The sequence below is a fragment of the Planococcus sp. YIM B11945 genome, assembly GCF_050864155.1.
Taxonomy (GTDB): Bacteria; Bacillota; Bacilli; order Bacillales_A; family Planococcaceae; genus Planococcus.
This window is the reverse complement of the sequence record NZ_JBOZWR010000008.1, coordinates 174,328-198,037: the sequence shown is the minus strand read 5'-3', so window position 1 is coordinate 198,037 and position 23,710 is coordinate 174,328. Positions and strand designations below refer to the sequence as shown.

Here is a 23,710-nt window from a genome sequence, read left to right as displayed (position 1 = left end):
TTGAATTTTCAGATATATAATAGTATAGAAATACCCAATTTTTGTTTCCTTTACACAGAAAAATTATGAACGATGCTGAATTTTTCTTTTAACTGAAAAAGTATGAAAAACAGAGAAGCCTGTATCGCACTTAAGCGATCCAGGCTTCTCTGTTTTTTTCACTTTCTTAAGGCACCAATTGAGTGGACTTGTTTGCCAAAACTTGTTACTTTCGCCTCGTCTATACTAAAGTAAGTTTTCTTCTTCACCATCAAACGAAACTGAAAAGCCCGGTTCAATATGTATGAGGATTACACAGTTCGGTTTTACTTTGTGGATTTTGCGTTCGATTTCTTCGGTTATCCAATGGCTTTCCATGACGTTCAAGTAAGGGTCTACGGAAATGGTCAAATCGACGAACATGACATTGCCATGGTTGCGCCCTTTAAAATCACTCAAAGCCTGTACACCGGGAACTTTTCGAACAATGACCGACATCGTCTCAACTTCTTCTTCGTTAAATGCATCGGTCAGCGTTAATACAGATTCCTTGAAAATGTCCCACGCTGTTTTGATGATGATCAATCCCACGATAAAAGCAGTCAGAACATCGATGATCGGTGCACCCAAAATAGCGCCGATGATGCCGATTCCAGCTCCTATGCTGACAAGAGCATCGGAACGGTTGTCATAAGCCGCCGCTTTGACGGAGGAACTTTTGATTTTTTTGCTGAGATTCATATTAAATCGGTAAACGCCATACATGACAAGGGCTGAAAAGAAAGCAACCCCAGCGGTAAATGGCGAAGGGGAAGCTTCGGCCGGCCCAAAAAAACTGCGGATGGCGTTGATCAGCACTTGAATTCCGATGACCGCCATAATAAAAGAAGCTAAAAGCGATGCAATTGTTTCTGCCCGCAAATGGCCGTAATGGTGATTTTCATCGGGCGGCTTTTGAGAAATGCGCAAGCCCACCAAAACGGCGACAGATGCAATGATATCAGATAAATTGTTCAATCCATCGGCAATCAGTGCCTCAGAAGAACCAGTAAAGCCGAAAGAAAGTTTGATGGCGCTTAAGAAAATATAGGCCCCGATGCTGAGCCATGCACCTTTTTCTCCTTTTCGCAAATTTGCGTATACTTCCATGGTGTTTCCCGCCTCCAACTTATGCAGACAAAGGGAAACGACCCTCGAGTGAGAGCCGTTTCGCTATATGACTATATGTGTGCTGTTTTGTATTTTATGTACTGCTAAATATAAGATATGATGCCCTTGAATGTCTTTGATCGAAAATTCATAGCCTTGTTCAAAGACGCTTGCTTCTTTAAGCGTATCGAAACTTTTGGACATAAACCATCCTCCAATAGTATCAATGTCTTCTTCCTCGATGTCAATATTCAATAAATGATTGACGCTGGCTATTCTCATTTTTGCATCAATGACATAATTGGCTTCTCCAATTTTTTGGACTTCCGGAATTTCATCATAATCAAATTCATCCTGGATTTCCCCGACAATTTCTTCAATAATATCTTCAATGGTCACCAATCCGCAAGTGCCGCCGTACTCGTCCCGAAGAATGGCCATGTGGATCCGTTCCCGCTGAATTTTCAACAGCAAATCATTAACAGGGATCGCATCAATCACTTGAATAACCGGTTGAATATACAAAGCGATGGAACGGGTCCGGTTCGCTGCATTTTTTACATAAGCACTCAATAGATGCTTCATATTTACAACACCAACAATATGGTCTTTGTCTCCATCAATGACCGGATAGCGGGTGTATTGTTCAATGTCCGGCAGCGCGACCACTTCCTGGAGCGTCAAGCTTTTATCAAGCGTAATCATTTCAGTCCGCGGAACCATGATTTCTTTTGCTAACCGCGTATCAAACTCAAAGATTTTATTGACGTAGGCGTATTTAAACGAATTGATTTTGCCGGTTTTAAAACTATCCGCCATGATCGTTTTCAGCTCTTCTTCTGTATGGCCAACTTCTGCTTGCGATACGGGTTTGCTGCCAAACCAATTGGAAACCAACTCGGCAAAAGCGGTAAGCAGCCAAATAAAAACGGCAAAAAAGTGATAAGACCAAACAAGCAGGTTGGCATTTGCCAATGTGATTGCTTCTGATTTTTGGACAGCAATAATTTTGGGCGCCACTTCTCCGAGTATAGCCAGGATAAGCGCCAAAGCGGAAAAGGTGAAGAGAAACGATAGCAGCGATGCGGCATTTTCTGAAACAGCCAAATTCTGGGCTAGCGGATAAATCAAACTTTCAATGGCGGCATGCCCAAGCCAGCCCAGCCCCAAAACCGAAAGGGCGATGCCTATTTGGCAGGCAAACAAATAGTCGTCAACATTTGAAACGACTCTTTTTGCGGCGGCAGCATTTTTATGGCCGTCTTCGGCAAGTTCGTCTATCCGAGAAGGGCGGACTTTTACTATGGCAAATTCACTGGCTGAAAAAAAAGCGGTGGTGGCGATAAGCGCTGCAAAGACAATCAAAGATATCGCAAGGTCCAAATAATTCCTTTGCTTCAGTTTCAGATTCGAAAGTGAAACAAAGTTTTCACCTCCTGGGGGTGGGAAATCTTAATTAAGAGTACAAGTCACTTCCTCGTAACAGTTCCACGAATGAAGAGAGGCAGTTCAGTTAAGATAATCATAAAATAATATTCGGTAAAAGACAAACTATTCTGAAAAATATTCTTTAGAAACTTGTAATATAGCAGCCCCTTTTTATGCGGTACCCTAATAAGAAAAGAAGTAGAAGGAGAGTATGATGTCAAAAAATACATACCTAGAAATTTTAAAAGCTTCGACAAAATTGGGCCTTACTTCTTTTGGCGGGCCAACCGCCCACCTCGGTTATTTTAGAGAAGAATATGTCAACAAACGGAAATGGCTCGATGACCGTACCTATGCTGATTTGGTGGCGCTGTGTCAGTTTCTTCCTGGGCCTGCCAGTTCGCAAGTCGGCATTTCCATCGGCATGCTGCGCGGCGGTATAGTTGGCGGAGTCTTATCGTGGTTGGGCTTTACAATGCCATCGGTTGTTTTGCTTATTCTTTTTGCAATGTTCATAGCTTCAGGCACTTTTGACAGCGGCTGGCTAAGTGGATTAAAAATCGTGGCAGTGGCCATCGTGGCCAACGCGCTGATGGGGATGGGAAAATCCCTGGCTCCGGACAAACCGAGGATTGCCATTGCCGTAGGCGCAGCGGCGGCCGTTTTGCTATGGCCGGAAGTATTTGTCCAACTTGCTGTGATTTTATTGGCCGGTGCAGCCGGCTATTTGCTTTATCGGAAAGAAGAGGCGCCAGAAGCCGCAAAGATTGCGCTCGGTTTCGGCAAGAAGACCGGCATCGCTGCCTGGATGTTGTTTGCCGTGCTGTTAATCGGACTGCCGCTGCTGCGTCCGATGGTGCATTCTGTAAATTTCGCCATATTTGATATTTTCTACCGGGTTGGATCGATTGTGTTTGGCGGAGGGCATGTCGTCTTGCCGATGCTGGAAAGGGAAGTGGTTCCAGGTTTTCTATCAGCGGACATATTTCTTTCAGGTTACGGGGCGGCGCAAGCTGTTCCAGGCCCATTGTTTACACTGTCTGCTTATTTAGGTCAGCTGATGGCAAGCGGGACGGGTGCATTGATCGCTGTGTTTGCCATGTTTTTGCCGTCATTTCTGCTGGTTCTTGGCACGCTTCCTTTTTGGGCGGCTATCCGGACACAAAAAGGGCTGCAAGCCGCGTTAAAAGGGATCAATGCAGGTGTAGTGGGCATTCTGCTTGCAGCGCTATACGACCCGGTTTTTGTATCCAGCATTCATGGGACGGCTGACTTTGCAATTGCGATTGCAGCCTTTTCAATGTTAGTCTATTTTAAACTGGCGCCGTGGAAAGTTGTTCTCGCAACAGCAGTTCTTGGCGCGGCAGCTTATGGAATCGCATAATTAGGGGGAAATAACATGTCGAATGCACATGAATGGGATCAAAGGGACGTTATGGCAAAATTTAAAACCGAATTTTATCAACCGAATGGCCAGATTTACATGGACGGCAACTCGCTCGGATTGATGTCCACTCGAGCTGAAAAAACATTAATGGAGCTGATGGGGAGCTGGAAAAGCCACGGCATCGATGGCTGGACAGAAGGCGGCCACCCGTGGTTTACATTGGCGGAAGATTTGAGCGCCCGAATGGCACCATTAGTCGGAGCTAAGCCGCATGAAGTGATGGTCACAGGGTCAATTACATCAAATATTCATCAAATGCTTGCTACGGTTTTTCAGCCAACAAAACAGCGCTACGCCATTTTAGTGGATGAACTAAATTTCCCTTCCGATATTTATGCCGTTGAAAGCCATCTGAGTCTTCGTGGATTAGACCCGTCTGTTGCTCTAAAGAAAGTAAAAAGCCGGGATGGCTATACGTTGAAATTAGAAGATGTCGTTTCGGAAATGACGGAAGAAGTGGCGCTTGTTTTATTGCCATCGGTGTTGTACCGCAGCGGCCAATTGTTGCCCATCCGAGAAATTACAGAAGCTGCGCACTCAAAAGGAATCCTAGTTGGATTTGACCTTGCCCATTCGATTGGGGCTTTGCCGCATGAACTGAGTGATGCAGGAGTGGATTTTGCAGTTTGGTGCCATTACAAATACATGAATTCTGGCCCTGGGGGAACAGGGGGCTTGTTTATCCATGAGCGCCATCATCATTTGATGCCAGGAAATGCCGGATGGTTTGGCTCCGACAAAGCGAAGCAATTTGATATGGACCATCACTTTTCAAAAGCCGAAGGGGCAGGAGCCTATCAAATCGGTACGCCGAACATTTTCAGCATGGCGCCGCTGCTGGGCAGTGTTGAACTATTTGAAGAAGCTGGCATTAAGAATGTCCGCGAAAAATCGCTCCAGCTGACGAATTTGCTGCGTGGGCTTGTCGCTCGAGAAATCCCGGAGCTCGTTGACGTGACGCCGCGTGACGATGCGAACAGGGGAGGGCATATCGCACTTGCGCATCCAGAAGCGGCCCGCATTTGCAAAGCGTTGAAAGAAGCGGGCGTCATTCCAGATTTCCGGGCGCCAAACATTATTCGCCTTGCGCCAATTGCGTTTTATACCTCTTTCAGCGATGTGGAAGAAATGGTGGGGCGCTTAAAAAAGATCATGCAAGAAGAATTGTATAAGAATTTTACCAATAACCGAAACGTGGTGGCGTAAATGGCGAACAAACGAATTTTTGATATCTCTATGGAATTGAGCGGCCAAACTCCTCAATGGCCAGGCGACCAGCCATTTAACTATCGGGTGGCTGTGACAAAAGAAGAAAGTGGTTCGGTCAACGTTGGCGAAGTGAAAACAAGCACACATATGGGAACCCATGTTGATGCGCCGTTCCATTACGATAACGATGGGTTAACAATCGAGAAATTGCCGCTGGACGTTTATTTGTCTACTGCCCAAGTGATGAGCGTTTCCCATTTGGATCATGTAGAGCCAAAAGATTTGAAAACGCCTGACTCAGGAGTAACGACTGTATTGTTGAAAACGGGGGCTTGGAAAGACAGAACCAAGTTTCCGGAAACTTGGCCAATTTTCGATCCATCGATTGCGGCGTGGCTAAAAGAACACAACATCCGTTTGCTCGGAGTCGATGTTCCGTCGGTGGACCCCGAAACTAGCAAAAAGCTTGAAACCCATCAAGCGATGAATCGGGAGCAGCGATTTATTTTAGAAGGAATTGTGTTGGACGACGTGCCGGAAGGCATCTATCAGTTAGCGGCCTTGCCGCTGAAGATTAAAGGCGCTGATGGAAGCCTGGTGCGCGCGATTCTTTATACCGAATAAAACACAAAAATCCTGCCTCAATGAGGGGCAGGATTTTGTGTGTAGTCAGAACGGAAAAACGGTTCAAGATTTTTAATATTTACAGCGATTTCATCGCATATTTCTTGATAAAGTGCCCATTGCTCTGCACTATCCGCCGAACGCAATTCTGGATTTCTGATGTCCCAATGCACGACTTTCTGCGCTGGCAAGTCGGTTGGAATATCTCCTCGTTCATATTCACTGTCGTGTAAAGCAACGATTAAATCTGCTTCACCGACTTCTTGCGAATTATAAAATCGTGGTTGAACATCCGGCAAATCAAGTATAATCTCCTTCATGATTTCAAAAGGCGTTTCGTTGATTAAAGGTTGATCCCATGCTGCACTTCGAATGTCCCAGTCTGTTAGTTTCAGGCGATTTGCCCAAATTTCAGCCATGAGCCCACGATGTTGTTGGGGAGATAAAAAATAGACAGTATGTTTCGACATGGCTGATCCCCTTCTTCCTCGTTTCGAATTTTCCTGTTAGTAATCTTTACCCACCTTAAAAGCCTTTAAACTAATAAATTTATGATATTTTTGTAGCAGTTTATGCAAAAAATTCAAAAAATTAAGTCTGGACCAAAAGCCTGTTTGCTTACTTTTGGCCAGACTTTCCTTATTTAACGACCAATACCGAACAGGGTGATTCTTTTAATAATTTCTTGCTGACAGAGCCGACGAAAAATCGCTGCAATCCAGATTTTCCGCTATTGCCAATAATGAGCAAATCGATTTTTTGCTCTTCAATAAAAGCTGGGATTGTTTTGCTGGCATTGCCTTCTAAAGCCAATACCGTTCCGTTCACTTGTTTTGAATCCAGTTGCTGTTGAATGGAATTGTGCATTTGCTTGGAATACTCAGTTGATGTATCTTCAAAATCATGGGGAGCTCGGTACGTTGAATCGCCAAGATCCGGTGGCATAAATTGAGCATAATTGCCGTCCACCTTTGCAGAAACAAGCGGCGCAGAAGCGTTGCCGGCTTCCATAAATCCAATGCTTTCATTTGCTTCTTCATTCACATAAATTACGGACAGTTCTACATTTGGAATGATCTTTTTGAACTCGAGTGCTTTTTCAAATGCTAAACGGCTGCCATCGGACCCATCATAGGCTACTAGGATGTTTTTATACATTTCATCCACCTCATATCCTTTTTCTATTCTTAAAATACCCTTATCTAATATCTCGAAACCTGCGGGAAACGATTTAACATAGGCTTTTGGAATAGCTCTAAAGTTGTATGCGCAATAGCTGTTGAGAAAGACTGCAAAATTTGAGCAATTGCTTCTGATACTCCATGTTCTACGGGCAAGAGCTTAAGAAAAATTGAACATAAGAAAAGCGTTTATTGGATTTGTATAATTAGAATATAATATTTGTTCTAAAAATGTTGACAATTCAAAATTGAGGGTGGTACTCTTAACCTATCAAATTTAACGGAAATGGGGGGCAAGGCGATGAAAAAAGCAGCAATCATCTCAACACACAACTTGATAGCACCGCCAGGCCCTCTTGTTTTTTCTATTGGTTTTATTTTTTAACGTCAATCATTAGGAGGGGTCTGAGCACCCATCCTTTTTTGTGAGCGCATGCCCAGAAACGGGTATGCGTTTTTTTGTGTCCAGTCTCCAGTCCCGAGCTCTTTGGGGCAAAGTGAAACAGGCACTTCTTGGTTTGATCAGCGCAAAGCTGTCCAAATAGATAGGGATACTTCATACAGCGGAGCGCTCCGGTGGCATGTTGCTTATCTCCCGCATATTGCGGAATCCATCATAAAAACAAAAGGAGAGGTTGAAGATGAACACACTTCGACAGCAGAAATTGATGATCAAGGAATCGTTAGAAGGCGACTAGCCGAACTGAAAAAGAAAGAAGGCGTAATATATGTTTGATGTTTTATGGAAATTAAGATGGTTTTTTAAAGAAAATTGGCTGCGGTATACCGTGGCTGTCGCATTATTATTTATCGCAAATATCCTGGAAATCATGCCGCCTTGGCTGATTGGGCTGGCAATCGATTCGATTGCCCAAGGCGAATTGACGCAAACGCTGTTGTGGCAATATGTAGCAGTTTTAGCCGGCTCAATGGTTTTGGCCTATTTCATCAATTTCGTTTGGCAATATCAATTGTTCGGTGGGGCGTATGTGATTGAGCGGCAGCTTCGTTCAAGCTTAATGGGCCACCTTTTGAAAATGACCCCGACGTTCTACGAAAAAAATCGGACAGGCGATTTGATGGCACGTGCAACGAACGATTTGCGGGCCATTTCAGAAACAGCAGGATTCGGCATCTTGACCTTGGTCGATTCGACTTTGTATATGGCCACGATAATAGTCGCCATGGGCGTACTGGTTTCGTGGGAATTGACGTTTTGGGCGCTGATCCCGCTGCCGGTCCTGGCAATAATCGTGCAAATACTTGGCAAGAAAATTCACGAACGCTATACGGCAGCGCAAGACGCATTCGGTGAAATGAATGACAGCGTCTTGGAGTCGGTCGGCGGCGTCCGCGTCATCCGTGCCTATGTCCAAGAGCGTGCATCGGAACAGCAATTTGCTGAAATGACCGACGATGTTTACGAGAAAAACATGGCGGTTGAACGCATTGACGCTTTGTTTAATCCGGTGACAAAAATCTTGACCTCGATCAGTTACATGATCGGCCTTGGCTACGGGGCGTTTTTAGTAGCAGAAGGAACGATGACGCTTGGTGACCTTGTCGCATTCAATGTTTATCTCGGGATGATTGTGTGGCCGATGTTTGCGATCGGTGAACTGATCAATACCTTGCAGCGGGGCAACGCGTCGCTCGACCGGGTCAATGAAACGCTTGATTACGCGGAAGACGTGGTCGACCCCGTCCATCCACTGCATACGGACAATCCGGAAAAAATCGGCTTCCGAGATGTGAGCTTTACGTATCCGCAGTCCAGCTCGATCAATCTGCAAGGCATCAACTTGTCGATGAACAGCGGGCAAACGCTTGGCATTGTCGGAAAAACCGGCAGCGGAAAAACGACGTTTGTTAAGCAATTATTGCGGGAGTATCCACTCGGACAAGGGTCCATTCAAATGAATGAAATTGATTTGAATGATTTAACTAAAGAGCAGCTGCGCAGCTGGATTGGTTATGTGCCGCAAGACCATGTGCTGTTTTCCAGGTCCATCCGCGCGAATATTTTATTCGGAAAAAGCGATGCGACGGAAGACGAAATCCAACATGCATTGCGCTTGTCTTATTTTGAAAAAGATTTGACGATGCTGCCGGAAGGGCTCGAGACGCTTGTCGGGGAAAAAGGAGTGGCGTTATCCGGTGGACAGAAGCAACGCATTTCCATTGCGAGAGCGCTCATCAAAAATCCAGAGATTCTCATTTTGGATGATTCGCTGTCTGCAGTGGATGCCAAAACCGAAGCGAAAATTATTGAGAACATCCAAAAAGAACGTTCCGGAAAAACGACGATCATTACGACGCACCGGTTATCTGCGGTTCAGCATGCAGATTGGATAGTGGTGCTTGACGATGGGAAAGTCGTTGAAGAAGGAACACATGGCGATTTGTTGAAGGCAAACGGTTGGTATCATGAACAATTCCTCCGACAGCAAATCGAGGAGGTGTAACAATGGGAACAGGAAAAAGGCTAGTAAACTATTCGATGCAGTTTAAAAAAATATTGATTTCGGGGCTCGTGCTGTTGGCGATTGCAGTGGCTGCTGATTTGGCAGCGCCCCTTATTGCCAAAGAAATTATCGACAACCACATCAGCGTTTCAGGCGGCACCATCAATTTTGAACCGATTGCTTGGCTGCTTACGCTATTTTTTATCAGCGGCATTTTGGCAGCAGTGTTCCGCTATTTGCAGTATTTGCTTTTGCAAAAAGGGGCAAATGGCATTATAAAAAAAATGCGCAATGATGTATACGAACATACACAAACCCTGCCAATCCGCTATTTTGATGACTTGCCGTCCGGGAAAGTTGTGGCCCGCATCACAAATGATACGGAAGCGATCCGCGATTTGTTCGTAACGGTCTTGTCCCAATTCGCTACAAGCTTTATGTACATGGCCGGCATTTACATTGCCTTGTTTTATTTGAATTGGCAGATGGCGGCGATTACGTTGGGGCTCGTACCGTTATTGTATGTGTGGATGCTCTTTTACCGGAAATACGCAGCAGCGTTTAACCACGTGGTGCGCGAGAAATTGAGCGATATGAATGGGATGATCAACGAATCGATCCAAGGAATGACGATTATCCAGGCGTTCCGCCGGGAAAAGCAAATGAAAGATGAATTTGAAGAAATGAACGAAGTCCATTACAAGTACCAGCAAAAATTACTCGTGCTTGAAGCAGCCGCTTCCTATAACTTGGTCGGCGTGTTGCGGACGATGACGTTTGTGTTGTTCATCTGGTATTTTGGAGGCGCAGCGCTTTCTGGTAACGCCGTCGTGACGGTCGGCTTAATGTACGCGTTTGTGGATTACATCATTCGCTTGTTCAATCCGATCAGCGGCATCGTCAACCAGTTTGCCAAGCTGGAAAAAGCGCTGGTTGCAGCAGACCGGGTTTTCCATCTGCTTGATCAAAAAGGAGAAGCAGTCAGCGACGAAAAAATTATTCGCTACCGCGGGAATGTCCGCTTTGAAAACGTCTGGTTCGCTTATAAAGAAGAGGAGTATGTGTTGAAAAACATTTCGTTTGAGGCAAAACAAGGTGAAACAGTCGCCTTGGTCGGACATACGGGTTCCGGAAAAAGTTCCATCATGAATTTGCTGTTCCGCTTTTACGATGTGACCGAAGGGGCTATCACAATCGATGGAGTTAACGTAGCCGATATGAGCCGACAGTCGATGCGCGAGCATATGGGCATTGTGCTGCAGGATCCGTATTTGTTCAGCGGCACCATTGAATCGAATATCACATTAGGCGACAAGCGCATTACGCGTGAAATGGTGGAGGATGCATTGAAAGCCGTCGGAGGCGAACGCGTCTTGAAGCATTTGCCGAAAGGCATCGACGAACCGGTTGTCGAAAAAGGCAGCACATTGTCATCCGGCCAGCGCCAATTGGTATCTTTTGCAAGGGCATTAGCGTTTGATCCGGCGATCTTGATACTGGATGAAGCAACCTCCAATATTGACACAGAAACAGAAGAAATTATCCAGCATGCAATGGAAGTGCTGAAAAAAGGGCGGACGACGTTCATCATTGCCCACCGGCTTTCCACAATCAAAAACGCAGACCGCATTCTTGTACTTGACCGCGGCCAAATTGCGGAATCCGGTTCTCACGAAGAATTGATGAAACGCAAAGGCACCTATTACGAGATGTATCAAATTCAATCCGGAATGGTCCAAACCCCAAATGCGGGGTAAGGGTCGTTCCCTTTTTTTGAATTTTAAAGTGTAAGCGAGTTTGATGTTCCGCAAACCAGCTCCGCTCAGGTTCCAATCGTTATGAAAATGGAATCCTCTTCTCTATAATGAATAGACATAAGAAAAAGCGCGGAACTTTTCCGCGCTTTGAGCTTGTAGACAAAAGAATTTGTATTAAGACTAAGAACTCTTTAGACAGGAACTATAGTGAAATCCCAGATCCTGCGCTTCAGCCGGACGCTTGCGACGAAGCGCAGAGCGCTGCAGGAGCATCGCTCTTTCATGTCTCGAAGCTAGCGAAGCGATGCAGAGACAGGAGCAGAAAAGGTTCCGCCGGCTTACGCTCCGGATCTTCAAGCGTGGCCATCTTGAAAAGTAGCTTGTTTTTGCTCTTAGCGAACTCCAGCCCGCCGGCAATAAATGCATCGCGTTGACTTAAAAGCGACGCCCCAACCGGTCCGGCCACGGAGACTCCTGTGGGACAGCACGAGCCTTGCGAGAGAAGCGGCTAAGGCCGTGCCCACGGAAAGCGGAGTGGCCGGCCCGGTTGGGTTTGTTCATTCTCATTCATTTATCCAAGAATTTGTCTACAGTTTAAAAGCGCGGAACTTTTCCGCGCTTCAATCGTATACATGAAAGAGCATGAGCTCATGAATCATCTTTTTGACTGCTTCTTCGTCATCGGGCTGTGTTGCCAGCCAAACGATGCTGCCATCCGGATGGTATTCCCCTGTAATCCGCTCATTTTTATAAAAAAATGAAATGTTCCACCCTGGAAGTTGGCGATTTTCGAACATTGGTGTAAATTTAAAATGTTGCAGCATAAAAATCCTCCTTTGTCGTCCATCTTCATTATAGGCGGATTCGAGATGCATGACAAAGAAGAAAAAGAAATGAGTGACGGAATTGAATATATTAGTGACCATCCTGTTTATGACGGTTATCGGTGCGTTAATCGGGGGTTTTACGAACTACATCGCCATTAAAATGTTGTTCCGGCCCTATAAAGCACTTTATATCGGTAAGTGGCGCTTGCCTTTTACTCCAGGCTTGATCCCGAAACGGCGCGATGAACTTTCGACCCAGCTCGGCCGGACCATTGTTCAGCATTTGCTGACGCCTGAAACGTTCAAAAAACGGTTTTTTCATGAAGAAATGGTCGAAAAAACGGAAAGTTGGATTCAAAATCAAATCGAGGTTCAGGTTTTCCAATCTCCTAACTCACTAAATGATTGGCTGGGAGCGGTAGGGCAACAGAATATTGAAGCCAGAGTGGAAGCAAAACTTGATGGATTGGTAGAGCGGCAAGCTCTTTTGCTGGCCTCCCATATCGATGGGAAAACGGTAGGTGAACTGATTCCTGACCGCTGGAAAGAAGAAACTGAACTGAAAATGGTCAACGGCGTAAAATACGCAATTGACCGGGGATCAGATTATTTTGCTTCTTTAGAAGGCCGGGCAACCATCAAGAATTTCTTTGACGAGTTTTTGGCTTCCCGCGGCCGCATTGGCAATATGCTGCATTCTTTGCTTGGGGAATCCAGAACAATCGTGGATCGCATTCAGCCGGAAATCATCAAGTTTCTCAATTCGCCGCGGACTTTTGAACTGATGGTTACGTTGGCGTATGGAGAATGGGAGAAGTTTCAAGACCGAAAAGCCGACGATTTGTTGAAGGAATTCGACTTTGGCCCTGCGATTGAAACGGTAAAACAATATGTAAAAGAAACTGCCAATGTCGATGGCCGCTTGAATGCGACACTTGCCGATACTTGGCCAACAGGGTTAGAATGGACAAGAACGAATTTCACACCACTTGTAACAGAATTTATTTTTCAGCAAGGCGAGGAAAAGCTGGAAGGTGTTTTGCGGAAAATTGATATCGAAGGCATGGTCAAAACCCAAGTGGATTCTCTTCCACTAGAACGGTTAGAGGAACTGGTGCTTGGCATCTCGCAACGAGAGTTGAAAATGATTACAGCACTAGGATTTATCCTGGGTGGCTTTATCGGTATTTTCCAAGGGATCTTCAGTATAACCATCAATTCAATGTAAAGGAGAATGATCATGGCAGTAAACATTTACGATGACATCAACAAATTAGCAAGCACTTTCCGCGAAACAGAGGAATTTGCCAAATTGCAGGCAGCAGTTGCTGACGTAACAGCAGATAACGAAGCGAACGATTTGTTCAAAAACTTCCGCGACCTTCAAATCACACTTCAGCAAAAACAAGCACAAGGGCAAGATATTACGGAAGAAGAAATTATGGGTGCTCAGCAAACGGCTCAAGCAGCACAGGAAAACCCAAAAATCCTCGCAATGCTTGAAGCGGAAATGGGCTTAAGCCAAATGATCGAAGAAGTAAACCGCGTGTTAATTCAACCGGTGCAAGCTTTATACGAAAGCATGTAAAACTTTCTCTTAAATAAAGGGAAAATAGAAAGAGACATCGAATACGTAAGATGAATGACAATTCATTTTACGAAAGGGTGTCTTTTTTTATGTTCGAAACAATCAAATTGGAAAAACATGGCCGCATCGGCCACCTGATATTAAATCGGCCTAACTCGATGAATGCGATGAGCGGAAAAATGATGCAAGAGCTCGCCGACTGCTTTGAATCGCTGCTTCAAGACTCCGGCATTCAAGTGCTGATCTTGCGCGGCGAAGGCAGAGCTTTTTCAGCCGGCGGGGACATTAAAGAAATGATGGATCCGGATCATCCGATGGACATCGACCACGTCATGAAAGACGTCTCGCGTTTGGCGAAATCGCTTTATATGCTGCCGCAAATCACCGTTGCCGCGATTCACGGCGCTTCGGCCGGACTTGGGTTTAGCATGTCGTTGGCATGTGACCACATTATCGCAGAAGAAAATAGCAAACTCGCGATGAACTTTATTGGCATCGGGCTTGTGCCGGACGGCGGCGGCCATTTCTTCTTGAAAGAACGAGTCGGTGTGCCAAAAGCAAAACAATTGATTTGGGCTGGCCAAACCTTGAAAGCGCATGATGCGATGGCCAAAGGGCTGGTCGATGAAGTGACGGCAGAAGGGCGGGCGCTTGAATTTGCTGAAGCCTACGCCACTGAAGTGCTGGCATCGCCAGTGCGCGCAAAACTCGCCTCTAAGCAATTATTGCATCAATTAAAAATCGGTGAGCTTGAGCAAGTGTTGGCGTCGGAAGCATCCGCGCAGTCCGCTATGCGGAAGTCGGCCGATCATTTAGAAGGCATCCAAGCATTCGTAGGAAAACGAAAACCGCAATTTACGGGGAATTAAAAAAGCATGGCGGATTGATTCCGCCGTGCTTTTGTTCTTTTTAAATTTTAAGTGTGGATTACGAATGAAACAGCAAGAGTTTGCCGGCTGGTGAAGCGAGGCGGTGGGTTTGGTCCAGCAATTCTTTTTCAGCAAGAAGCGCGCGGCCTTTGTCTCTTGCTTCTTCGTCGGTTGCTGCCGTAAACGTTTCTTCCATAATTAGCTTGCCGGTTTGTTCGAAAGCTGTCAGTTTATAGGTTCTCATGCGGAATTCGTCCTTTCTGAATAGTGATTCAGTTAAAGTATAGCCGTTTTTATTAAAAAAGTCCTTCAATTGTGAAACTTTTTGGCAAGCGCGCCGTATAAGAAAAAAGAAAGGGGGAATCACTGTGACCTTATACGTAGAAAACGCAACGAAAAAATTTGGTGACTTTACGGCAGTTGACCACGTATCTTTAACGATCGAGCACGGGCAAATGCATGGATTTCTTGGAGCGAACGGAGCAGGCAAAACGACAACTTTCCGCATGATTCTGGGGCTTCTCGATCCGACCGAAGGGTTGATTCGCTGGAATGGAAAACCCATTACATATGCAACGAGCCCAGAAATTGGCTATTTGCCGGAAGAACGGGGATTGTACCCGAAAATGAAAGTGGAAGAGCAGCTTTTGTATTTGGCAGAACTGCGCCACATGCCAAGAGCAGATGCAAAACGGGAAATGACGGTCTGGCTTGAGCGATTTGAAGTGCCGCATTACGCTTCAAAAAAAGTGGAAGAATTATCAAAAGGCAATCAGCAGAAAATCCAATTGATTGCGTCTTTGCTTCACAAGCCGTCGCTGCTAATTTTGGACGAGCCGTTCAGCGGCTTAGATCCGGTCAATGTCGAGATGTTAAAAAGCGCCATCCTTGATTTTCAAAAGCAAGGCGCGACCATTGTTTTCTCCAGCCACCGAATGGACCACGTCGAAGAGCTGTGCGACGATATGAGCATTTTGGATAAAGGGAAAATGGTGGTGTCGGGATCTATCCGTGAAGTGAAGCGCTCATTTGGCAAACAAAATGTCCGCATTAACATGGATCAAGATCTTTCGATTCTCCAAACGATAAGAGGCGTCGACCAATTTAAAAAGACGCATAACGGTGCATTGTTTCAGATTGCAGACGAAGCAGTTGCTGAAAAACTATTAACTGAATCCATGAAACTTGGCATGCTTCGCCACTTTGCGATTGAAGAACCTTCGCTTGAAGAAATTTTTATTGCAAAGGTGGGGAAAGCGCATGCATAGTTTTTGGGTTATTTTCAAACAAGCGTTCATGACAAAAGCCAAAACTAAATCGTTTATCATCACAACAGTCGTTGTAGTGGCTATGTTTTTCCTGTTGGCCAATATGCCAAAAATCCTTGAAGCTTTTCAAGGCGAAGAGGAAGACCAAGTGCTTCACATCGTCGATGAGTCCGGTGAACTGGCTCCGCTGTTTCAGCAGCAGCTCGAAACGATGGACAGCGACATTTCAGCCCAGCCGACCGATTTAACAGAAGAAGAATTAAAAGCAGGCATTGCGGATGAATCCATCCACGCGTACTTGGTTTTTGAACAAGGGGACCAACTAACTGCCCGCTACGTTTCCGAGTCTGCCAATGAATTAAGCAACAACTCGGATATCGAACAGGCAGTCCAGTCGATGCAAACCATATTAACAGCCGAAAGCTTGAATTTAAATGAGAGCCAAGTGGGGCAATTGTTTATGCCGGCCGTATTCGAGCGAGAAGCCGTTTCCGAATCGTCCAAATCACAAGAAGAATTGAGCCAAGCCCGCGGCCTTGTATATATCTTGATCATGCTCATTTACATTGCGGTCATTTATTATCCGAATATGATTGCAATGGAAGTGGCGACTGAAAAGTCCTCGCGTGTGATGGAAATTCTGATTTCAAGCGTGTCGCCAGTCAAGCATATGTTTGCGAAAATCGCCGGGATCGGAACGCTCGGAATTTTGCAGATGGGAATATTCGGCTTAGCCGGGTATTTAGCAATCAAGAGCGCCGGAACGGATTTGACGGAAGGGGCGTTCAGCGTTTTCGGGTTTTCCGATGTGAAAATTAGCACGTTCTTGTTTGCCATCTTGTTTTTCTTGTTGGGCTATTTCCTTTATGCCGTGCTCGCTGCTTTGCTTGGCTCGCTTGTCAGCCGGACCGAAGATGTCCAACAGTTGATGCTGCCAATGATGATGTTGATCGTAGTCGCATCGTTAATCGCATTTTCAGGGATTTCCGTACCGGAAGCCAAATTCGTCACCATCTCTTCGTTTATTCCATTCTTCGCACCGCTTGTTATGTTTTTGCGGGTAGGAATGCTCGACATTCCCCTCTGGGAGCCATTGGTGTCGATTGCCCTTATGCTCGTCACCATTGGGCTGCTTGGCTGGTTTGGGGCACGGGTATACCGCGGGGGCGTGCTGATGTACGGTTCTTCCCAGTCGCTTAAAGATATCCGAAAAGCCATTAAGTTAGGAAATAAACAATAAGAAAACACTGTTTGCAGAGAGTTTGCTGCAAACAGTTTTTTTTCGTCCTTTTCCATGGTAAAATAAGAACAAATATTCGGTTTTTAAAGGGGTTAAATGATGGGACAAATTCGATTTATCCATACCGCAGATTTGCATTTGGGCAGTCCGTTCACCGGTATGAAAGGGCTGCAAAAAGAACAATGGCAGAAGCTGAAAGACAGCACATTGGAGGCATTCGGCCGGCTCATTGAGTATTCGATAGCCGAACAGCCCGATTTTTTGCTGATTGTCGGGGATATTTACGACGGCGAGGACCGAAGCATTCGGGCGCAGCACCATTTCCAGCAAGGCATGGAACGGCTCAATCAAGCAAATATTCCTGTGGTCATTAGCTATGGCAACCATGACCACTTAAGCGGCAAATGGACCCGTTTTAAATTGCCGGAAAACGTCCATGTATTCGGCCCGGAAGTTTCTCAACTAGAGCTTGATACAGCTTCGGGAAAAGTGGCAATTACGGGATTCAGCTACGGAGAGCGCCATATTAAAGAATCGGTCATAAACAAGTATCCGACAGCGGAACAATCGGACACCATCCATATTGGCATGCTCCATGGCAGCATGGAAGGAGATACGGCACATGCTGTCTATGCGCCTTTTGCAAAAGAACAGCTTCTCAGCAAACAATACAATTACTGGGCGCTTGGGCATATTCATGTGCGCCAGGAACTGCACCGGGAACCTTTTATTGTTTACCCGGGCAATTTGCAAGGACGCCATCGGGGCGAATCGGGTCCAAAAGGGTTTTACGACGTCATCTTGTCAAAACAGGAAACAAACACGACGTTCGTGCCGGCGTCGGTCATTCAGTTTGACCGGTTGGTTGTTTCGTGCACGGGCATTATGCATATGAACGAATTGCTGCAAGCTTGCAAAGAGGCAGCTGGTGATTTTGCAGAACAAAATGGAGCCGCGATTGTCGATATTCACTTTTCGGGAATCGGGGTCGAAACAGCGGAACTTTTCAATGAAGTGCCGGAACCCGAACTGCTTGAAACGATTCAGGAAACGATAGGTTCAATAGAAGAATTTGTTTGGGTCCATCACATCGCATTTGAAGAAACCATCAGCGACTTTCCACTTTCTCCGCTTGGCGAAAAAATTATTGACGTGATGGATGGCTGGAATAGCCATGACTGGAAAGAAGTGCTGAAAGATTTATATCGGCATCCAAAAGGCGGCCGCTTTCTTGACACGCTGGACCATCAGGCGATTGAAGAAATCCAAGAAGCTGCCGGCCAAAAAGTCCGCCGCGGCATGCTGGCAGAGGAGTAAAAGGATGAAAATTGAAAAACTGATTATTTACGGTTTTGGCAAACACGAAAACCGTACCATTGAAGTGAATTCCCAAATGGCGCTGTTTTACGGGCCAAACGAAGCCGGGAAAACGACGATTCAGCAGTTCATCGTCCAAACCTTGTTTGGCTACCCGTTGCGCAATCAATCCAAAATGCGGTATGAACCCAAATCCGGCGGCAAGTACGGCGGGCAGATTCATGTCAACGATCCGAAATTTGGCCGTGTCGTGATCGAACGCGTTAAAGGCAAAGCAGCGGGAGATGTGGCGCTTTTTTATGAAGACGGTTCTAGAGGCGGCGAAGCGGAATTGAAATTGTTGCTGAGGGATTATGACCGGGTGGCATTCGAATCGATTTTTGCGTTCTCTATCCACGAACTGCAAGGGCTGGACCGCATGAACGAAGAAGAATTGAGCCGGACGCTCCTTGCTTCCGGCACGACCGGCATCGACGCCATTACCAAAATGGAAAGCCGGCTTGAAAAAGAAATGGGCGCATTGTTCAAAAAAGCCGGCCGCAACCCTGAAATGAACTTATTGATCGAAGAATTGAAAGCGATGGAAAAAGAAGTGAAAGACTACCGGGCACAAACCGAAATTTACAGCCCTTATATCGAACGGCTCCAAGAAATTGAAAATCGGTTGACAGTGCTTAAAGCTGAAGAAAGGCGCCTCTTTAACAACAGGCAGCAGGCTGAAAAATGGCTGCAGTCGATACCGCTGCTCAAAAAAGCAGAACTTCTGAAAAGTGAATTGGATCAACTTGGTGATGCCGAATTTCCTGTGGACGGCAGACGGCAAATGGACCGGCTGCAAGACCGGTTGTCGGAAACCACTGCTAAAATTGACTACGTAACAACGGAACTAGCGGTACTTGAAAATCCGCAGACTCCAATCAAAGAAATCGAAACGCTTGAACGGTTTTTGAACCGGGAATCGGAATGGCATCAGCTTCAAACAGCATTTCTGCAAAAGCAAGAAGAATTGAATAAGCTTACGGATGAACAACAACGATTAATCAATCTTGTCGGGCTCGACCCGCAGGAAATTTTGCACAGCGATGTCTCCTTAAGCCGCGAAGACCAGCTGATTCACCATATTCAGCAAACGGATTTGGAAGACGAGGAAAAACGCTTTGCCCAACGAAAACTAGCAGAAGAAAAAAGTGAATTGACAGAGGCTCAACACCAGTTGAATGCGTTGTTAAGCCAGCAGCCAAGCGATAAAGAACGGCAGGAAGCAGCAAATTGGCCAACTGTGTCCATGAAGCTGGCAGAAGCAAAAGCTGCTAAAAACATGAGCAATACCGGAAATTCACAGCTGCTTGGCTATGCGTTAGCCGCCCTTGGGATCATCGGAGTGGTGCTCGGAATCCTTCAAACCAATTATTTGGTTGTTGGGTTAGCGGTGCTTGCTGGGGCAATTGGGGCATGGATTGCGGCAAAAAGCGGCAGCCCTGAAAACGGAAACGGACGCTACGACGAACTGCTGCACAAATACGGCGGAAAAGAAGCTGAGTTTAGTGCATTGGTGCGAAAAGTAGACGAATTCGACTTTAAGCTTCAAGAAATTAACGTGCGAATCAAGTCCAGTAAAGAAAAAGTGGCCGCTTTATCCAGCGAATTGAGGGGGGCTCCGGCAAAACAAGCATACGAGCATTTTCTTCAAGAGCTTGGCGTCAATGCGCATTCAAGCCGTGCCACGGTCTTGGATTTATTTGAAAAGCTTCGCAGCATACAAGCCATCCATGCACGCCGTGAGCGTCTGCAACAAGAATTAGAAGAACTGGACAGAGAAACCGGCGACTGGCTGCACCGGGCATCCGATGCGGTTGGCAAGGAACTTTCTGCAGAAGGCTTGTACGCGTCATTGCGCGCAGAGTTTTCCGAGCGTCAGCAGCAACAGGCGAAACAAGCAAAACGGGAAGAAAAAAAGGCGGAGCTGCTGGCCGAGGCCAAAAAAGCACATGCCTTTTTGGCTCAAGTCGAAAAAGAAAAACGCCAACTATTGGATGATGCCTCAGTACAAGATGCGGCTCAGTTTTATATGCGTGCTGATGAAGCGTTAAGAAGAGAAGCAATCTTAAACGAACTTTCGCCCATACAGGCTCAACTGGCTGTAATTGGTCCCGTCCAGCTGCCTGACGGATTTAAAGGAGAAGAAGCGATAGAAAATTACATATCAACGCAGGAAGCTGCCTTGGTACTCTTACAAAGTGAACGCAACGAATTGTTGGCTGAACAAGCCGATAAACAGCAAACTACCAAAACCTTGCTGTCTAATGGGGAATACGAAGAAAAACTCCAGCAATTTGAAGAGAAAAAAGCTGCCTTTGCCGAGCATGCCAGAAGCTGGGCGATCAATAAAGCCATTATAGAAGCAATTCGGCAAACAATGGATGAGCTGAAAGAGAAAAAGCTGCCTGCGGTTATTTCCACTGCTCAATCTTATTTTGGGAAACTGACGGCATCCGCCTATGCAGGGCTAGAAATGAATCCGCAAGGTTATTTTGAAGCGGTTCGAACGGATGGAGCCCGTTTTCATATTTCGGAACTGAGCCAAGCAACAAAAGAACAGGCTTATCTGGCGCTGCGCCTCGCCTTAGCTGCCTCGATGCAAAACAGCCATCCGTTTCCGATTGTCATGGATGATGCATTTGTTCATTTTGATCGCGGACGCCTTCAGCAAATGATAAACTTAATAACAGAGCTGCAGGCAGATCATCAATTTATATATTTTACTTGCCATGAAACGATGCAGCAAGCTTGGCCAAATGCTCAGGTAATCCATGTTGCCAACATTGAAAGGAGTGTCCACTCATGACAAAAGGAATCACGCAGCGCGCGGTAGGCGAGACGATCGACGAGTTTTTGCTGATCAAGCAGTCGGTCAAAGGCGTCACCACTACAGGCAATCCGTTTATCTCACTTGTTCTGCAAGACAAGAGCGGAGATATTGAAGCAAAATTATGGGATACAAAAGAAGAACAAGAGAAAATATTCGCGGCAGAAACAATCGTGCGGGTTGGTGGAGAAATTCATAATTACCGCGGAAAAAATCAGCTGCGCATCAAAAGCATCCGCCCGGCGAAGCCGGAAGAAAATCAATCCATTGCCGATTTGATGCCGTCTTCTGAAAAAAGCACAGACGAACTGTCAGAAGAAGTCATGAGCTATTTGTTTGAAATGCAAAATCCGCAAATCCAGCGCATCACGCGCCATATTTTAAAGAAATACCAGCAGCAGTTTTTCACTTTCCCTGCAGCAACTAGAAATCATCATGATTACGTTTCAGGCCTTGCTGACCATGTTGTCTCAATGTTGAAACTGGGCAAAGCGCTGTGTGAAATTTACCCGTCTCTAAACAAAGACTTGCTCTATGCCGGCATCATCCTTCACGATATCGGCAAAGTGTTTGAATTATCCGGTCCCATTGCGACAACTTATACGATAGAAGGGAATTTGATCGGCCACATTTCGATTATGGTGACCGAAATTTCAAAAACAGCCGAAGAGCTGGAAATTGAAAGCGAAGAAGTTATGCTGCTTCAACACCTTGTGTTGTCCCATCACGGAAAAGAAGAGTGGGGTAGCCCTAAAAAGCCGATGATCAAAGAAGCCGAAATCCTTCATTATATCGATAATATCGATGCCAAAATGATGATGCTGGACCGGGCGCTCGGAAAAACCAAACCAGGCGAATTCTCAGAGCGGCTCTTCGCTTTGGACAATCGTTCGTTTTACAAGCCGACAATTTAAGTCAATATTTTCAGGCTTGAAGAATCGAGACAAGTTGAACTAATGATTCCCACTTGTCGATATTCCGCAAACCAGCTGCGCTTGCCGCGGGCTCGCGCCGAAATCCACTCGGGCTATTCGCCCGAGTGGATTTCGGCACTTCGCTATCCCGCAGGCAAGTATTGGCTGAAGGAAGTGAGGCCAATACTTTGCGACGAAGCGCAGCGCGCTGCAGGAGCAGTAGGGTTTCTCCGCTGTTTTGCTCCATATCTTCTAGCCTGCTAGCAGTAAAACAACAATTCTACAACTAGTCTCTCATAGTAGTAAGAACTGTGGCGCGTCCAAGGGCTAGGCGAAGCAATAAGACAAGTGTTTTTCTTGGCTTAGTGCGAGAGCCCTGTCCAAAGCGACCGAAGCGGTGTATGAAATGACGATTCTTAAGTTCAACTTATATAGATACTTAAGTTAAATAAACGCATTAAAACCCCGAAGTCGTGGACAATCCACAACTACGGGGTTTTTGTTTGGTCAATTATTCAGCTGGCGCTGGCGCTGCTGGTGCAGTTTCAGCCGGAGCGTTAAGGATGCTGTCTAAAGCACCTTTTAAGTCTTCGTCTTTGATTTCAACTTTTGCGTCTTTCAGCAATTCAGCTACTTTTGGAACTAAAGCCGCTTGATCGGCTTTCGCTAAAGCCAAGTCGCTGCGGATGTCTTCTTTTTGATCTTCAAGTGCTGGCTGGTCTTCCACTTTACGTTTTTCGGTAACTTGAATAATATGGAAACCGTGCTGCGATTGAACCGGCTCGCTAATTTCATCCACTTCTAGCGCATAAGCCGCTTCTTCAAATTCCGGTACCATTGCTCCAGCACCGAACCAGTCTAAGCTGCCGCCGTTTGCAGCTGAACCAGGATCTGTCGAGTTTTCTTCAGCTAATTTAGCGAAGTCTGCTCCTTCGTCCAATTCTTTCTTAAGCGAAGCCGCTGTTTCTGCATCTGCCACAAGAATGTGGCGAGCGTTCAACTCAGTGCCTTGGCGCTCATATTGTGCTTTGATTTCTTCGTCAGATACTTCAACGCCTTCGGTCATGGCTTTTTCTTGCAACATATTCAAACGAAGCACTTTTTTGAAGCTTTCTTCGGTTTGGTTGTTTTGCGCAAGGTATTGGTCAAAGCTTTCGCCCATTTCTTCTTGGGTCTTTTTAAGCTCTGCGTCCACTTCTTTGTCCGTGACTTCGTAGTTTTCCGAAAGTACTTTTTCAATCATGAGTACTTGGACAGCAGATTGGCCTGCCGAAGATTTCATTTCTTCATAAAGGTCATTTTTTGTAATATCGCCCAGTTCTGAAGATACGACAACTTCATCGTCTGAACCATTGCCGCTGCATGCAGATAAAGCCAGTACAGATGCAGCCAAAGTGATTGTTAAAAAGGATTTCTTCATTAGTTTCGCTCCCAACTTTCTTTCTTGATGCCAGTTGTTACTATACCATAAATGCGTAAAAAATCAAAAATTTTTGTATAAACAGATAGGTGCTTCGCCCCGGGTTCAGCTGAGTAAAATAAGGTGAAGGAGAGGGGAAAGCAATAAAAAAAGTTCATTTGC

General features: G+C 45.8%; 20 protein-coding genes. 13 read left to right on the top strand and 7 right to left on the bottom strand.

Annotation, left to right across the window (positions count from 1 at the left end; translation table 11 throughout):
- Nucleotides 1-225 precede the first annotated feature (225 nt).
- A complete protein-coding gene (locus ACRRQV_RS16280) occupies nt 226-1,128 on the bottom strand; it encodes a cation diffusion facilitator family transporter (RefSeq protein ID WP_432532797.1) in 903 nt (300 codons plus the stop codon).
- A gap of 63 nt (nt 1,129-1,191) precedes the next feature.
- Nucleotides 1,192-2,511 carry a hemolysin family protein gene (locus ACRRQV_RS16275; RefSeq protein WP_432532795.1) on the bottom strand — a complete coding sequence of 440 codons (1,320 nt, stop codon included), beginning with the start codon at nt 2,509-2,511 and terminating at the stop codon, nt 1,192-1,194.
- A 256-nt stretch (nt 2,512-2,767) separates the two neighbouring features.
- Here ACRRQV_RS16275 and chrA point away from each other — a divergent pair, with 256 nt between their 5' ends.
- Genes chrA through kynB form a run of 3 tightly spaced genes read left to right on the top strand, consistent with a single transcriptional unit; the run spans nt 2,768 to nt 5,836 of the window.
- On the top strand, nt 2,768-3,940 hold the full coding sequence (chrA, locus tag ACRRQV_RS16270; protein ID WP_432532793.1) for a chromate efflux transporter: 1,173 nt from the start codon (nt 2,768-2,770) through the stop codon (nt 3,938-3,940).
- 15 nt (nt 3,941-3,955) lie between these two features.
- Nucleotides 3,956-5,209, top strand: coding sequence for a kynureninase (kynU, locus tag ACRRQV_RS16265; RefSeq protein WP_432532791.1), 1,254 nt, complete (start codon nt 3,956-3,958; stop codon nt 5,207-5,209).
- Nucleotides 5,210-5,836, top strand: a complete 627-nt coding sequence (kynB, locus tag ACRRQV_RS16260; protein WP_432532789.1) for an arylformamidase — start codon at nt 5,210-5,212, stop codon at nt 5,834-5,836.
- A gap of 17 nt (nt 5,837-5,853) precedes the next feature.
- Here kynB and ACRRQV_RS16255 read toward each other — a convergent pair whose 3' ends face one another.
- Nucleotides 5,854-6,306, bottom strand: a complete 453-nt coding sequence (locus tag ACRRQV_RS16255) for a phosphatase (protein WP_432532787.1) — start codon at nt 6,304-6,306, stop codon at nt 5,854-5,856.
- A 169-nt stretch (nt 6,307-6,475) separates the two neighbouring features.
- Nucleotides 6,476-6,994, bottom strand: a complete 519-nt coding sequence (locus ACRRQV_RS16250; RefSeq protein ID WP_432532883.1) for a universal stress protein — start codon at nt 6,992-6,994, stop codon at nt 6,476-6,478.
- A 751-nt stretch (nt 6,995-7,745) separates the two neighbouring features.
- Here ACRRQV_RS16250 and ACRRQV_RS16245 point away from each other — a divergent pair.
- Complete coding sequence (locus ACRRQV_RS16245) at nt 7,746-9,482, top strand: ABC transporter ATP-binding protein (RefSeq protein ID WP_432532785.1); 1,737 nt, start codon at nt 7,746-7,748, stop codon at nt 9,480-9,482.
- 2 nt (nt 9,483-9,484) lie between these two features.
- On the top strand, nt 9,485-11,239 hold the full coding sequence (locus ACRRQV_RS16240) for an ABC transporter ATP-binding protein (RefSeq protein ID WP_432532783.1): 1,755 nt from the start codon (nt 9,485-9,487) through the stop codon (nt 11,237-11,239).
- 620 nt (nt 11,240-11,859) lie between these two features.
- Here ACRRQV_RS16240 and ACRRQV_RS16235 read toward each other — a convergent pair.
- Nucleotides 11,860-12,063: a YheE family protein gene (locus ACRRQV_RS16235; RefSeq protein WP_432532781.1), complete on the bottom strand. Its 204-nt coding sequence runs from the start codon at nt 12,061-12,063 to the stop codon at nt 11,860-11,862.
- Nucleotides 12,064-12,136: 73 nt separating this feature from the next.
- On the opposite strand from ACRRQV_RS16235, the gene ACRRQV_RS16230 reads away from it, so the two are divergent.
- The 3 genes from ACRRQV_RS16230 (at nt 12,137) to ACRRQV_RS16220 (ending at nt 14,523) form a co-directional block, all read left to right on the top strand.
- Nucleotides 12,137-13,294: a DUF445 domain-containing protein gene (locus tag ACRRQV_RS16230; RefSeq protein ID WP_432532779.1), complete on the top strand. Its 1,158-nt coding sequence runs from the start codon at nt 12,137-12,139 to the stop codon at nt 13,292-13,294.
- Between the two features lie 12 nt (nt 13,295-13,306).
- Nucleotides 13,307-13,654, top strand: a complete 348-nt coding sequence (locus ACRRQV_RS16225) for a YlbF family regulator (protein WP_432532777.1) — start codon at nt 13,307-13,309, stop codon at nt 13,652-13,654.
- An 89-nt stretch (nt 13,655-13,743) separates the two neighbouring features.
- Nucleotides 13,744-14,523, top strand: a complete 780-nt coding sequence (locus ACRRQV_RS16220; RefSeq protein WP_432532775.1) for an enoyl-CoA hydratase — start codon at nt 13,744-13,746, stop codon at nt 14,521-14,523.
- Between the two features lie 58 nt (nt 14,524-14,581).
- Here the strand turns inward: ACRRQV_RS16220 and ACRRQV_RS16215 are convergent, their stop codons facing one another.
- Complete coding sequence (locus ACRRQV_RS16215; protein ID WP_432532773.1) at nt 14,582-14,767, bottom strand: YhzD family protein; 186 nt, start codon at nt 14,765-14,767, stop codon at nt 14,582-14,584.
- Nucleotides 14,768-14,891: 124 nt separating this feature from the next.
- Between ACRRQV_RS16215 and ACRRQV_RS16210 the strand changes: the two genes are divergently transcribed.
- From ACRRQV_RS16210 to yhaM, 5 genes are all read left to right on the top strand, one after another.
- On the top strand, nt 14,892-15,791 hold the full coding sequence (locus ACRRQV_RS16210; RefSeq protein ID WP_432532771.1) for an ABC transporter ATP-binding protein: 900 nt from the start codon (nt 14,892-14,894) through the stop codon (nt 15,789-15,791).
- Nucleotides 15,784-17,031, top strand: a complete 1,248-nt coding sequence (locus ACRRQV_RS16205) for an ABC transporter permease (RefSeq protein ID WP_432532769.1) — start codon at nt 15,784-15,786, stop codon at nt 17,029-17,031. The genes ACRRQV_RS16210 and ACRRQV_RS16205 overlap by 8 nt, the downstream gene beginning before the upstream one ends.
- A gap of 99 nt (nt 17,032-17,130) precedes the next feature.
- The gene (locus ACRRQV_RS16200) at nt 17,131-18,348 is read left to right on the top strand and encodes a metallophosphoesterase family protein (RefSeq protein ID WP_432532767.1); all 1,218 of its coding nucleotides are present in this window, start codon (nt 17,131-17,133) and stop codon (nt 18,346-18,348) included.
- A gap of 4 nt (nt 18,349-18,352) precedes the next feature.
- On the top strand, nt 18,353-21,193 hold the full coding sequence (locus ACRRQV_RS16195) for an AAA family ATPase (RefSeq protein WP_432532765.1): 2,841 nt from the start codon (nt 18,353-18,355) through the stop codon (nt 21,191-21,193).
- Nucleotides 21,190-22,128 (top strand): 3'-5' exoribonuclease YhaM, encoded by a 939-nt coding sequence (yhaM, locus tag ACRRQV_RS16190; RefSeq protein ID WP_432532763.1) that lies wholly within the window; start codon nt 21,190-21,192, stop codon nt 22,126-22,128. Before ACRRQV_RS16195 ends, yhaM begins: the two co-directional genes overlap by 4 nt.
- 511 nt (nt 22,129-22,639) lie before the next feature.
- On the opposite strand, the gene ACRRQV_RS16185 is transcribed toward yhaM, so the two are convergent.
- A complete protein-coding gene (locus ACRRQV_RS16185; protein WP_432532761.1) occupies nt 22,640-23,548 on the bottom strand; it encodes a peptidylprolyl isomerase in 909 nt (302 codons plus the stop codon).
- Nucleotides 23,549-23,710: the final 162 nt, after the last annotated feature.